At 36.0% G+C, this 13002-nt stretch carries 13 protein-coding genes and 2 pseudogenes; 3 read left to right on the forward strand and 12 right to left on the reverse strand.

Annotated features, from left to right (window positions below):
- Positions 1-159: 159 nt before the first annotated feature.
- Positions 160-585, forward strand: a pseudogene (locus B9L23_RS10855) (urease accessory protein UreH domain-containing protein); the annotation flags it as partial.
- Between the two features lie 158 nt (positions 586-743).
- On the opposite strand, the gene B9L23_RS21380 reads toward B9L23_RS10855, so the two are convergent.
- The 3 genes and pseudogenes from B9L23_RS21380 to spoIIP all read right to left on the reverse strand — a co-directional run.
- Complete coding sequence (locus B9L23_RS21380) at positions 744-878, reverse strand: hypothetical protein (RefSeq protein WP_255212297.1); 135 nt, start codon at positions 876-878, stop codon at positions 744-746.
- A gap of 108 nt (positions 879-986) precedes the next feature.
- Positions 987-2228 carry a peroxiredoxin family protein gene (locus B9L23_RS10860; RefSeq protein WP_245842397.1) on the reverse strand — a complete coding sequence of 414 codons (1242 nt, stop codon included), beginning with the start codon at positions 2226-2228 and terminating at the stop codon, positions 987-989.
- 172 nt (positions 2229-2400) lie between these two features.
- Positions 2401-2892, reverse strand: a pseudogene (gene spoIIP, locus B9L23_RS10865) (stage II sporulation protein P); the annotation flags it as partial.
- A gap of 89 nt (positions 2893-2981) precedes the next feature.
- On the opposite strand from spoIIP, the gene B9L23_RS10870 reads away from it, so the two are divergent.
- Positions 2982-4165, forward strand: a protein-coding gene (locus B9L23_RS10870) for an IS3 family transposase (RefSeq protein ID WP_211278811.1) whose coding sequence is annotated in 2 segments (ribosomal slippage) — positions 2982-3237 and positions 3237-4165 — 1185 coding nt in all. Because the reading frame shifts where the segments join, the coding sequence is not laid out codon by codon here.
- A 116-nt stretch (positions 4166-4281) separates the two neighbouring features.
- On the opposite strand, the gene B9L23_RS10875 is transcribed toward B9L23_RS10870, so the two are convergent.
- The 9 genes from B9L23_RS10875 to B9L23_RS21060 all read right to left on the reverse strand — a co-directional run bounded on the left by B9L23_RS10875 (position 4282) and on the right by B9L23_RS21060 (position 11643).
- Positions 4282-4809, reverse strand: a complete 528-nt coding sequence (locus B9L23_RS10875; RefSeq protein ID WP_089097641.1) for a stage II sporulation protein P — start codon at positions 4807-4809, stop codon at positions 4282-4284.
- 531 nt (positions 4810-5340) lie between these two features.
- Complete coding sequence (locus B9L23_RS10880; RefSeq protein ID WP_141103885.1) at positions 5341-5535, reverse strand: SHOCT domain-containing protein; 195 nt, start codon at positions 5533-5535, stop codon at positions 5341-5343.
- 29 nt (positions 5536-5564) lie between these two features.
- A complete protein-coding gene (locus tag B9L23_RS10885; RefSeq protein WP_042411700.1) occupies positions 5565-6296 on the reverse strand; it encodes an urease accessory protein UreH domain-containing protein in 732 nt (243 codons plus the stop codon).
- Between the two features lie 116 nt (positions 6297-6412).
- Positions 6413-7390, reverse strand: a complete 978-nt coding sequence (locus B9L23_RS10890; protein ID WP_089097642.1) for a F510_1955 family glycosylhydrolase — start codon at positions 7388-7390, stop codon at positions 6413-6415.
- 119 nt (positions 7391-7509) lie between these two features.
- Positions 7510-8091 carry a TVP38/TMEM64 family protein gene (locus B9L23_RS10895; RefSeq protein WP_089097643.1) on the reverse strand — a complete coding sequence of 194 codons (582 nt, stop codon included), beginning with the start codon at positions 8089-8091 and terminating at the stop codon, positions 7510-7512.
- A 12-nt stretch (positions 8092-8103) separates the two neighbouring features.
- Positions 8104-8775 carry a response regulator transcription factor gene (locus B9L23_RS10900; RefSeq protein WP_089097644.1) on the reverse strand — a complete coding sequence of 224 codons (672 nt, stop codon included), beginning with the start codon at positions 8773-8775 and terminating at the stop codon, positions 8104-8106.
- 2 nt (positions 8776-8777) lie between these two features.
- Entirely contained in the window at positions 8778-10148 is a 1371-nt protein-coding gene (locus B9L23_RS10905; protein ID WP_089097645.1) for a sensor histidine kinase, read from the reverse strand.
- Positions 10149-10391: 243 nt separating this feature from the next.
- Entirely contained in the window at positions 10392-10820 is a 429-nt protein-coding gene (locus B9L23_RS21055; RefSeq protein WP_245842399.1) for a hypothetical protein, read from the reverse strand.
- On the reverse strand, positions 10810-11643 hold the full coding sequence (locus B9L23_RS21060; protein ID WP_245842401.1) for a hypothetical protein: 834 nt from the start codon (positions 11641-11643) through the stop codon (positions 10810-10812). The genes B9L23_RS21055 and B9L23_RS21060 overlap by 11 nt, the downstream gene beginning before the upstream one ends.
- A gap of 205 nt (positions 11644-11848) precedes the next feature.
- Between B9L23_RS21060 and B9L23_RS10915 the strand changes: the two genes are divergently transcribed.
- Positions 11849-12925 carry a YVTN family beta-propeller repeat protein gene (locus B9L23_RS10915; protein WP_089097646.1) on the forward strand — a complete coding sequence of 359 codons (1077 nt, stop codon included), beginning with the start codon at positions 11849-11851 and terminating at the stop codon, positions 12923-12925.
- Positions 12926-13002: the final 77 nt, after the last annotated feature.

A 13002-nucleotide genomic window follows, 5' to 3' on the forward strand; every position in this document is an offset into this window, starting at 1 on the left:
TGTACGAGAAAATAATTAAAGTACAATTAGATATAACAAAAAACGTCAGTTTATTAAGTCGGCTCATCTTGTCAACAAAGTCGACAAGCTGTTTTATTATGAAGGCAGGACGAAGGAGAAATGGAGGGAAAGAACGATGCTTCTGCCACACCATGAACTTTCATTATCTTTTTCGGTCTAGTAATTTTAGGTGTATTTTCACCTTCCTTTATGATGAAGGATAAGCGGTTCTTCTTTCGCAACAAGCCCTCCGGTTATTTTGGTTCTATTTTAATTGGAATAGGATTTGCCGCAGGCTGGACTCCTTGTACCGGCCCAATTCTTGTATCAGTTATAGCGTTGGCAGCTACCAAACCAAGTGCAGCAATTTTATACATGTTCGCCTATGTATTAGGTTTTGCCGTTCCTTTTTTCATTATGTCATTTTTTATCGGCAAGCTAAATTGGATAAAAAGGTATAATTCTGTCATCGTAAAAGTCGGAGGATTTCTTATGATTGTCACGGGGATTCTGCTGTTTTTTGATTTGATGACAAAAATCGTTACCTTTTTTACAGGTTTGTTTGGTGGATTCACAGGTTTTTAGGCGTTTATCATCCGAAAATAGGAATACCCAATTATTACAGTTCTGATACAAAAATAATTTATTAGAAACACAGAACAACAACTACAGATAATAGCTCCTTTTATTCCCTAAGTAAACTTGGATACTCGAAAGTATGATTTCCTCATTTATTACTTAGATTAGCCGACTGTTAGGGGGATTTTTTTATGAAAAAATTCAAACTCTTTTATAATAGTTTTAAAGCTCCATTGCACATCTAAATCCGGCTGGACTGCCCTCACTTTTCTTACTTCTATTAATTTTTCCCATAACAAAAACACCCCTCCTGAGTTAACAGTAAGGAATATTCCTTTTACTGTATACTCAGAAGGGACAATATCATTAACCTGATATAATCAGGTGTAGAAAAAGATTTTTAGTTTTTATTTAATACTAGAGATGAAGTTGTCCATAGTTTCATAAGACATAGGACCTACATGTTTCTCTCTGATAATTCCATTTTTATCAATGATATACGAAGTGGGAATTGTTATTATACCGTATAGATTTCCAATCTTTCCTTGCTTATCAAGCAGAATGTTAAACGTCATGCCTTTATCCCTCACAAAATCCTTCACTGTATCAGGACTGCTTTCGCTATTCGTTAAATTGACTGCCAAAATCTCTACATTGTTATTTTTATTGTTTTCATAGAACTTTTGCATTTCGGGAATTTCAGCTCTACAAGGAGGACACCAAGTAGCCCAAAAATTCAATATAACCGTCTTTCCACGCAAATCAGACAACTTCACTTTATTTCCTGTAATTGAAAGTAATTCAAAATCTGGAGCAAATTGTCCTTTATTAGTCCCGATTTTGCCAGAATCTAATGAGGTAGACATAAGTGTTTTAGGGGATTCTATTCTCCCTGTTTCATGTTGATTGGTAAGCATAGGGGTTATGGCAAGACTTAAAAATATACCGCCTAAAATTATATTATTTGTTGTATTTCTCCATCCCTTTTCCTCGTCCTTAGTGGCCTCTTCTCTTCCTTGCCTCTCTGACCAGTATAAAATACATAAAAAGATAATAATTAAAGAGACATATAACAATACTTCTTTTGATATTATCTCAGCATATACAAAATTGTTTTTATATAGGGCTATTTCAAATTGAATTAAATGAAACCATATGAGAAGTTGTAACAAAGTTTTTTGGGTGTTGATTCGTGAGGCTGCTATAAAAAAACAAATAGCTACTATTGCTTGCAAAATGATGAGATAATTCTGAGGATCTTCCATTACGCGGATCCATACAAACGTACTAAAATACCCCAAATACGCAGGAACGGCCGCTCGTGTGTAAGAAACCAAAGAAATATTCTGTTTTTTGATAGATAACCAAGTATAGATCGTGATGAAAATAATCCCTATACCAATTCCAACATATCCCCCATTAAAATAAAGTATAGTCATAGGATTTTGTAAAACTGAATTAGGGTGTAAAACGACATAGCTAAATTTCCAAATTAGTACTCCATTAATAAAACTATTAAAAATTAAATCCATGATGTTTCGTTCTATTTTTAATATCCTAATACCATAATAAAACATCACATAGCTAATTAATAAGCCGCTTATTAGTAAAAGATTTTCACCTTGAACTATAATACTACCAATTTGCAATACGCATCCCTCCCCAATTTCATGTGATTTATTTATTATAAATAAAAAATATGAATTTATTATGGAGAAACATATTAAAATTTCTTAGCTAGTTGTTCTAAAGACTGAAGCTTGTCAACTTTGTCATCAAAGTGAAAGTGTCGAATCCTCGACACTTTATTTTTTATATTATTTAGGATTTAGGAGTATTCGATACCTCCGTAGCATCCCAATAATATTGACTTAAAACTTCTCCCAATGCATCTGCCGTTCTATATAACTCATCCATCGTATTTTCAATGCCCCCTATTTCAATAATTACAGAATTAGGAGATAAATCTTGGTTATAAACTCCATTTCCTGAATGGCTATCCTTTTCAATAATCCCTCTTGACAGTCCCGGATAAGATTTTTCTATTTCGGTGTTAATCTTTTGTGCAAAAGCTAAATTTTCCTCATAATTTTTATTTTCCTTACCTACAATAAAAAATAATCTGGCGTACGTTTTTCCGTTTATAGTTACTGTTGTTATTTTTCTTGGCTGTGAATCACGATGGATATCTAAAAAGTAGCTAAGATCCCTATTAGATCTTTTCGCAGACGCAACAATTTCTCTAGAGATTTCGTAAGAGTTAGAATAATCTAAATTTCTTTTCTTTAACATGGCTACAATGTCCGTTGTATCTACTTCTACTCCTTGATGTTAGTCTAGATTATAGACACAACGAATAGAGAAATGTATAGTAAATCTATCAATCATAGGGAGTGTCTATAATGGCTAGACGTTTTGATAAAGAATTCAAAATACATGCAGTAAAATTAGTGGTCGAGCAAGGAAAGGCGGTCGCTCAAACCGCAAGACAACTCGATATTTCGCCAAAAACTCTTCATAAATGGGTCGCAGATTATAAAAAAGATGCCGAACATAGTTTTGTCGGAAGCGGAAACCTTAAACCAGAAGATCAAGAAAAGCGCGAACTACAAAAACGCATCCGTGACCTTGAAGAGGAAAACGCGATCTTAAAAAAGGCCATGAGCATCTTCGCCAAAAACCAGAAGTAATCTATGAATTCATTCATACGCATAGAAAGGAGTTTCGTGTGGCGAAGATGTGCGAAGTCCTAGGTGTTTCAAGAAGTGGATACTATGCATGGACCAAACGGCCGGAAAGCCAACAAAAGAAAAGACAAGAAGCGTTGAAAAAGCAAATCAAAAAGATTCATATCGAGTCAAGAGAAACGTATGGCAGTCCAAAAATCACAAAAATCCTTCAGAAGCAAGGGGTTGAGGTATCTCAAAAAACGGTCGCCAGAATCATGAAAGATGGGGACATTCGTTCAAAAACAAAGAAAAAATATAAGGCAACCACGAACTCAAAGCATCATTTGCCTGTGTATCCCAACTTATTGAATCAGCAGTTTGAAGCAGATGAGCCGAATCAAGTATGGGTGGCGGATATCACTTATATTTGGACGAAAGAAGGCTGGTTGTATTTAGCATCCATCATGGATTTGTTTTCTCGTAAAATTGTAGGTTGGTATCTTTCCGAGCGTATGACAAAGGAGTTAGTGATCAAAGCATTCAACCGGGCCATCCATCAGCGAAATCCTCAACCTGGTCTGATTCACCATTCGGACCAAGGGAGCCAGTATGCATCGAATGAATACCAAGCCATGTTGAGGCAATACGGAATCCAGACGAGCATGAGTCGAAAGGGAAACTGTTATGACAACGCATGTGCCGAATCGTTTCACAGCATCCTTAAAAAGGAACTCATTTTCCACGAAACCTTTACGACAAGGGAAGAAGCGAAACAACGGATTTTTGAATACATGGAGTGTTTTTATAATGCCGAGCGAATTCATTCCGCTAATGAGTACATGTCCCCGATGGAGTATGAGAAGATGCATCAGCAAGGCAAAAAGCAGCAACGCTTCTCTCCACAAGTCACGATATAAGGGGCATATCTTTCCTCTTGAGAAGGGGAAGGGTTTACCAAACCGTTCTCCTTCTCAAGAGGCCACTAAACGAAGTGCGGTAGTAGGGTTTTAAAATTTTTCTCGATTTTACGTGTCTATTTTCTTGACATAATACCACCTATCCCCCTATTTCTAAGAGCTTCTCCTAATCGTTTACCTACCATTGTGATATTAATTTTTGAGTGATGGTATGTTTTTTCGTTACCCGTACCCTTTAGATAGGGCAAAAAAGATTCACGGCTATGTGAATGATAAATAAACATTACATTCCGGTTTCCAGTGTCATTTTTCAATGGTGGTGGTTTTACCATATTTTCTGTTTGATTTATTTCTTCTTCTAATTTCTTCAGATTTTGTTCACTAATTTCTCTCTCTTTTAATAAAACCTCAATCGGAGGTGATGATTCGATTGGTAAATTTGTATAGTCTGTTCCTTCTCCTGCCACAATTATTTTCGAATCGAAACTTGAAAACCCCGGTAAGACATTCCTAAAAAATGAGCGAGGATCACTCAAGCTTAAATTAATGGTATTTTCAAACAGCAGTTTTGAAAAATTAGGCTTTTTTATGTCACCTTTGATTCCCTGATTAAAATAATGATTTTCCATCTCCAATATGTACATAAATGAGACGGACTCCACTTTCCATGAAAGGTCCCTTAAATACTCAGAAACTAAAAACTTCTTAAAAAATAGCAATAATCATATTTAAAATAAACACACTGACTATTAACGTAATTAGAAAACTGTAAAAGAATGCAGTTGTATTTTTCGGCGAAGACTGTCTTCTCATTCTTACTCTCCCTTCTAAATTCTATTATTAATATCTATGAATGAAATCTAGTAAATAGAATAAAGAACTAAGATTTTTAAAAATGATGACCCATGAAAAAATTTATTTAGGAGATAACCTTCTTTTGTCTCCATAGTTCGTTCAATATCGCTTTTACAGAAGTGTTTATAACAGGAGAAAAAACTAACGAAGGAGACATGAAATATAAGAGATTATTATGTTCAGAAAAGCTAAAAAAACAAAAGAAGTTGTTGACAATACTCTTATCAACAACTTCCTTCATCTATATAAAATTGAAATAGGGGGAGACAATTGTAAATCACATTTCTGATGCTTGATACAATAAAAGAGGCTAGATTTTACTATAGCTTTTTGGATAGTTGTTCAAATTCGTCTAAAGTGATCTCTCCTTTGGCTAATCGCACTTTTAATATTTCCATCGGAGATAACTCTTCTTTGCGGTCATTGATAAAACGATGTAAGAGATAAAAACCAATGGCGATTAATACAACCCAGAATAACATCATCCCAATCATCATGGCCAAATCTCCAAACATCACCGTTCACTTTCCTCCTTTTCCTAATTTTAAAACCAATAAGTGATGGTGTCTAATATGCCAAGTAAGATCATCACGATTCCAGCTGCTTTCTGAACGAACCTTCCTGCTTGCTTTCCTTTTTTCATTAGAGTGCCGCTAAATCCTAAGTACCAAAGGATGAGGATGAATAAAATAACAGGTACAGAGGTTCCGATGGCAAAGATACTCGGTAATAACACTCCATAAGACGTTGAGTATACCAGAGGCATTAGAGTAACAAAAAATAGCACAAACATGGTTGGACAAAAAGCTAATGAAAAGCCGAAACCCATTAAAAAGGAGCCTATTTTTCCTTTCTTTAAAAATCTCTCAGGGATTTTGAACAAGGTTACGTTCCAATACATTTTAAAAAGCCCTAACAAGTATAAACCTACAAGAATGAGAATGGGACCGATCAGCTTTCTCAACCACGGAAAATATAATGTCAGTGTACTTTGAATCTCTTTCCCCATCAGCCAAACGATGAAACCTAAACCGGAAAAAGCAATGATTTTACCCAAAATAAATAGGAGCAACTCTTTCCACGCAATCCCTTTTTGCAAGGACTGATTACTGTACAACGTGATCGCTCCCAAGTTGCCAGTGAGTTGACATGGAGCCATCGCTCCTACAATGCCAAGAACAAAAGCTGACAAAATGGGAATAGCTGTCGTGCTATTTGCAATATTGAGAAACGGTTGGCTTAGAAGGTTGCTTATTTGGCTCAAGAACGAATACACCCTTCTTCTCACCTTCTTCTCTATCTGATGTCTATATTGTAGCAATGAATTTTGCAGAATTTATGGAGTGGTATATTTTTAAGTAAGCAAAAAGACATGCCCTCGCATGTCTTTTATTAAAAAATTTTCCCTTTCGATGCTAGTCTTGTCCAGCTTTCACCGTTATTTTTTGTCATGAAAATATCCCCGTTCATGGTGGCGATCACAATTTCCTTCTCATTTGTCGGATTAGAGGCCATATACATGATATGGTCTTTTTCATCGAGTTTAGGAACAGAAAGAACTTCCTCCTGTTTTGAATCTAACGATTGTTTTATAAGTATAGGCTTATTATTCTCTACAGCAGCAAATAAAATGGATTTTTCTTGGAAGACGAAAGTCGTCGTATTGATCTTTCGAGTAAAGCGTTCAAACGTATTTCCATTATCTTTTGAAACGAAAATTCCTTCAGGCGTACTAATTCCGACCATATTTTCGTCCGTTGGGTGGGCAGCAATCGTTCCTGCAGCAGTTTGCGGCAGGCCGTTTAATTGACTTTGTAACCACGTTTTGCCATCGTCTTTACTGTAGAATAACCCTTGTCCAAGCGTTTTATTTGCTTCTTGGTTCACGACATAAATCGTATGGCTTTTATAGCCAACTGCCATATAATGAAAATCAGATTCTTTATAAAATCCTAGATTCATCAACGTTTGTCCATTATCCAAACTTTTTACAAGACCAAGAGGATTTCCTAAAGATGAACCTTCTTCTGGATGCCCCGATGAATAAAATCCATCGTCTGTGGCAGAAAAGCCCATATAATCATGTTTATACGAAGTCGTTTCATACCACTTATTATTTTGGTAAACAAGTAAACCTTCATGTGTAGCAAAGTAAATCGCATTTTGGTTGCCTGCATAACCGATTCCATGTAAATGTTCGAACTTTCCTTCTTTCTTTTCTTTAAAGAAAGGATTATTTGTAACAGATATGTTGGATTTTGCTTGTTCTTTGCTCGTAATAAAGGCCTGTTTTTTTTCATTGGATGATGAACAAGCGCTTAGAAGAAGAATAGCCGATGTAATCATTATCGCTTTCGTCATTTTTTTCATTGCTGATACTCCTTTTCGTGTATTAAGTAGACATAGTATATTTTATAGCAGAAAAGTTTGCAGAATTTATGGAGTTTGTTTCTCTCTGGATATGATATTAACAACTTCTTTGTCACTCTTCATAAATCCCTTTCAATTTTGTTAGCTCGAGCCTTTTTTCGATTGATTTTTTTCCAAGTAAATAGGAGTAAAAAAATAGACAAAAATGTCGATATCACTTTCCCTTGCCATGTCCAATTCATCAATTGGTAAACGGAATAAGCTTCTAATAATAATGCTGGTATCTTGCCAAGCGAGCTGGCAATGACAAAGATCAGTAAGGAGGTTTTTCCTACCGCCGCAACAAAAGTCACTACTCCTGACGGAACAAAAGGAAGAAGCCGCAAAGACAGAACAAGAAAAAAGGCTTCTAAACCTTTTGCTTCAAGCAAACGTCTGACTTTTGGGCGGGAAAATAACTTGGATTCAGAAAACTTTTTGAATCCTTTACGATATAAAAGAAAGGAGATAATGGCTCCGATTGCTTCCCCTGCAAAAGATAAAAAGGTGCCTTTCCAAAACCCGAACACGGCCAAATTGGCGGCCGTGAGAAAAACGCTTGGTACAAGTCCTAAAATACTAATTATAATATTTATCACAATGCTGATAAGATAAGCAGCATTTTCATAGGTGTTAAGCAGTGTAATGATTTGTTCTTTCATCCTCTTCTTGCCTTATGCCTCCCATTTATATCCTACCCCCCAAACGGTTTGCAGAAATTGATCGATCGGAAAACCGGCTTGTCTAAGCTTTTCTCTAATATTTTTGACATGAGAGTCTATGGTACGCTCTTCTGTATTTGCGTTATAGCCCCATAATGACACGATGATTTGTTCTCTGCTGAACACTCTGTTTGGATGCTTCAAAAACAGCCCTAATATGGCAAACTCTTTCGGCGTTAGAAAAATCGGTTCGTTTTGATAGTGGACTTTATGTTCGTCTTCATCCCACACTAATCCTTGAAATTCTATTTTCGAGCGTTTTCCTACGGAGCGGCGCAGCACCGCCTCGATGCGGGCAAGGAGCTCAGCTTCGTCAAACGGTTTTGCGATGTAATCATCCGCCCCAATATTGAGACCTTTGACGATATCTAACGTCTGATCTCTTGCGGTGACCATGATAATCGGGACATCGGAAAATTCTCTAATTCGTTTGCAAGTTTCCCAACCATCCATCTCTGGCATCATAATATCGAGCAAGACTAAATCCACTTTGTTATTTTCTAAGTACTGTATCGCTGTTAAACTGGACTCACACTTTATGCAATGATATCCTTTAGGCGAAAGATAAAGATCAAGTAAATCTAACATTCGTTTTTCATCGTCAACCAGTAAAACCGTGTACATGCTCATCCCTCCGGCAATGTAATGACCATGTTTGTTCCTTTTCCATATTCACTTGCGGCGTAAATCGATCCTCCGTGCGCTTCCACAATTTCCTTGACGATGGCTAGTCCCAACCCTGTTCCGCCGCTGGTTCTTGATCTTGATTTATCCACCCGGTAAAACCGCTCAAAAATATGCGGCAAATCCTCTTCAGGGATCCCTCTGCCTTCGTCTGAAACAATAATCACAATGTTATTTTTCTCCGCTCTTACATCAATAGACACGGTAGAGCCTTGATTGGAATATTTTAAAGCATTGTCTAACAAATTTATCATCACTTGTTCAAAACGTTTTTGGTCTATATGGACGGTAATGTTTCCATCACAGTAATATACGAGAGACATTTTTTTCGCTTGAAACGCAGGATGCATTTTGTCATGCAATTTTTTTAAGAAAGAACATAAATTAGTAGGTTCCTTATGGATTTGAAAGGAATGTTGATCCATCTTCGCTAATTCAAAAAGATCCTTCACCAACTTTTGCATATGCTCTGCTTCTTCGTAGATAATCGACAAATATTGATTTCTCTCCTCTTCCTCCATGTTTGGTCTCCTAGCTATATCCGCGTATCCTTTTACATAAGTGAGCGGGGTGCGAAGTTCATGAGAAATACTGGCGAGAAATTCGTTTCTTTCTTTTTTTAAGTATTCTAAATCCCTCGCCAATGTTTGAATGGCTTTCCCTAATTCCGCCAATTCGTCCTCCCCTTTTACTTGCAAACGAACAGAAAAATCCCCTTTACTCAATTTTTCGGTCGCCTGTTTCATGCGAATGAGAGGAATGGTAATGACTCTTGATAAGAAGGCAATCGTAATAATCGTTAAAAATACCGAAAGAATTCCAACCATAAGGAAATGATGTTTTAACTTATAAATCATGTTTTGAATGGAAGCCGTATTTTGAAACATATAGACATACCCTTTGATCTTGCCGTCAATCCGAATCGGGCTTACCGTTGAAATATGCGACTCTTTTTGCCAATTTTTTTGCACAATCATTCCGCCATAGGGAATGTTTTTATTTGATTTTTTTATTACTCTTTTAGCAAATGGTAAAATATGATCTGAAAAATACAATATCTTCCCATTTTCATTTGTAATAACGACATCTGTCTCTGCTTCAGACTCCATCATGGTGACATGTTCTAACGTAGAAGGGTTATAATTTTTTTCTAACACATCGCGATGATTATTCCCTCTTGCCAACAGCTGCTCAAATTCCTCATTAATTCTAGAATTCACCAGAGTAACATATAATGACGCAAATAAAACCGTCTCTATTCCTAATACGAATACAAAAAATAATAGTCCTAATTTAAATGAAATTTTTCGCACTTTTGTCCCTTCCTTATCAGCTTATTCCCCTCCATATAATAACCAACAAATGTGGAGAAAATGTGCAGAAAAAATTAGCTGTATTTTTATCATTTTCGAATCCTTATAAATTAAGAGGAACTGATAAGAAATTCATCGGTTCACGATTAGTTTCTATCAGTTCCTTTCCCCTATTCATGGAGTACTTTTTTATCATAATTATTTTCCAATTTTTCGTTTCAGCCAAGTAAAACGTTTAGATACTTATCCAACATTTCTTGAAATTTTGTCTAAAACACCTATGTCAGTCCCAAATTTGCACATCGCATCACAATCACATCGGAGTTCAGAAAATAAAATGTAAGAAATTTGACAAGCATTCGAATGTCGAATGGAAGGCCTTAAAAGTTGTGCTTTAATTTCTTTTTCGCGTTTATCTGGAGCAACTAAATAAAACTTAGTCTGGTTTTCATGCATAGTTAAAGCCAAGTCATAGAGCCTTAAAATCCCAGAATAGATAGATGTACTTTTTTCAACCTCAAATGCACCAACAATTCTTTCTTCTTTGTCCAACCAAATAACATCAATCAAAGCAACGGTTTCCTTCACTGATTGAGAGATATTTGGCAGATTTAAGCGTTTTAAGGAAAATTCCCCTAACTTTTGATTATTCCACTCTCTCTTAATGATCATTTTGAGCAATCCATACATTATAACCAAGTGCTTTTCCTAATCTTGCTAAATGATATTGCATTTCCGAATGATCATTTTCCTCGATAGCATCATTTATTACTTCAGAATGACGTTTCATTTTTGCTTTTGTTTGCTTTTCCATATTTTCTAATGTGATTTCATAGTTTTCACTAATGACTAATCTTCCCGTTCCAATTTCAAACAGGAGTCCTCCTACCGCACCAAGGTCCTTTGATAGTAAGTTTCTATATTTCTCATTAAAATCTAAAATGATTTCTCTCATCTTTAAATATTCTTGCCACGAACCAAGTTTAATTTTTTGATCAAATAAAAGATTAAAACCTTTTACAATAGCTGTATTAAAAGGTGGAAAAACAGTTGGGTGAAGAAAATAGAGAATATTAGCTACAGCTGGTCCAAGTCCCTTAATTTGTAATTGATCTAGTTTAACAATTTCTTCTATAAGTTGCTTTTCCGTTGTTGCTTGAAGACATGATTTTAAAAATCTCCCAAAAGCCTTTTTATTAAGTTCATTTTCGTAAATATCCGGTATTCGAAGTTTCGGCTTCCAATAAAACGCGTGGGCAGCTCCTTCAAAAACTTGTTTTTGTTCTGCAATGGCTGTAACTACAATTTCTAATGAGGACCCCTTAAAGTCGTTTCCAAATGTATTGTTGTCTATATCCTTAATTACCTCTATAACACCGTTTCGGATAGTACGGAATGCTTTTAATCTTTGGTCATTATCGATAAACCAAGTTTGATAGACTGATTCCATGTCACCTCGATACTCTTGAATCATTCTTTCGAAGTTCGCTTTCACAACAGTTCCTCCTCTTATTGAAAACATCCTTTAAAAACTAAAATATTTTTTATTTTACAGGATAAATTTGCAGAATTTATGGATTTCAATAAATTGTAACGGTTAGGAATAATTTTAATTTTATTGTGAAATTCGTCACAGCGATTAATTATTTTTGTTAATATCATGTCTTTAGACTCGATAAAGTAAAGGGAGGAAATATTTGATGCGTAAAACTATCATTGCCGTGTTAACCTTATTGACGATGTTTATGTTTGTTCTAGGAGGTTGCGGGACGAATTCTCAAAAAAGTAACACTACTTTAGGGAAAAATAAACAGTCCGCAGCCGCCACAAAAGAGCAAAGAAAAGAAACGAAAAAATATTATTTTACCGCTAACGAAGGCGGAAGTATTTCAAAAATTGATTTAGAAACGAATAAAGTTGTTTCAACAATCAAAGTAGACGGTGCCGTTCACAATGTCCAAGTCTCTCCTGACGGAAAAATTCTCGGTGCTACTTTAGTTCCGGAAATGCAGCACGGGAATGATCACTCCATGGAGATGAAAGGAATGGCGTTATTTTATAATACAGAAACAGACGAATTAATTAAGAAAGTGAAAGTCGGGAACCATCCTGCTCATATCGTTTTCACTGAAAATGGAAAGTACGCTCTCGTAACCAATAATGAAGATAATAATGTTTCTGTGATTGATATGGCAAGTTACTCGGTCATCCAAACAATCCCAACTGGAAAAGGACCTCATGGTTTCCGTATCTCAAAAGATAGCCGCTATGCGTATATTGCCAACATGGGAGAAGATAGTGTCAGTATTCTCAATTTAAAAACGATGAAAGAAGAAAAGAAAATGAAAGTAGGAGCTACCCCCGTTACAACAGGCATTACTTCAGACGGTAAAACGTTAGTCGTAACCTTAAATGCGGAGAATGCCCTTGCCATTGTTGACTTAGCAAACGGTAAAGTAGAAAAAGTTCCTGTCGGTCAAGGACCGGCTCAAGTGTACATGGATTCCGACGATACATTTGCCTATGTAGCCAATCAAGGTACGAAAGATGCGCCGTCTCATTCCGTAAGCAAAATAAACATAAAAACAAAAAAAGTGGTTGCCACGATTGAAACAGGCAAAGGGACGCACGGAGTCGTCACAAGTCCGGATCATCAATATGTTTTCGTCACCAATATGTTTGACAACACGGTGAGTGTCATTGATAAAGAACAAAACAAAGTAATAAAAACGGTTCAAGTAGGTGAAATTCCAAACGGGATCAGCGTCATGCCGTAAATATAAATAAACAGCAGGTTGAGTTTTTAAACCTGCTGTTTTTCTTTTCTATTTACTGAAATTTACGCATAAAAAAG

Source organism: Parageobacillus galactosidasius, from assembly GCF_002217735.1.
GTDB classification, from domain to species: domain Bacteria; phylum Bacillota; class Bacilli; order Bacillales; family Anoxybacillaceae; genus Parageobacillus_B; species Parageobacillus_B toebii.

What these genes read in the sequence shown, in the direction of transcription:
- B9L23_RS10875 (WP_089097641.1), bottom strand. Translation starts at nt 4,809, where the DNA reads ATGTACATATTGGAGATGGAAAATCATTATTTTAATCAGGGAATCAAA.
- B9L23_RS10880 (WP_141103885.1), bottom strand. Translation starts at nt 5,535, where the DNA reads ATGTTTGGAGATTTGGCCATGATGATTGGGATGATGTTATTCTGGGTT.
- B9L23_RS10890 (WP_089097642.1), bottom strand. Translation starts at nt 7,390, where the DNA reads ATGAAAAAAATGACGAAAGCGATAATGATTACATCGGCTATTCTTCTT.
- B9L23_RS10895 (WP_089097643.1), bottom strand. Translation starts at nt 8,091, where the DNA reads ATGAAAGAACAAATCATTACACTGCTTAACACCTATGAAAATGCTGCT.
- B9L23_RS10900 (WP_089097644.1), bottom strand. Translation starts at nt 8,775, where the DNA reads ATGTACACGGTTTTACTGGTTGACGATGAAAAACGAATGTTAGATTTA.
- B9L23_RS21055 (WP_245842399.1), bottom strand. Translation starts at nt 10,820, where the DNA reads ATGATCATTAAGAGAGAGTGGAATAATCAAAAGTTAGGGGAATTTTCC.
- B9L23_RS10915 (WP_089097646.1), top strand. Translation starts at nt 11,849, where the DNA reads ATGCGTAAAACTATCATTGCCGTGTTAACCTTATTGACGATGTTTATG.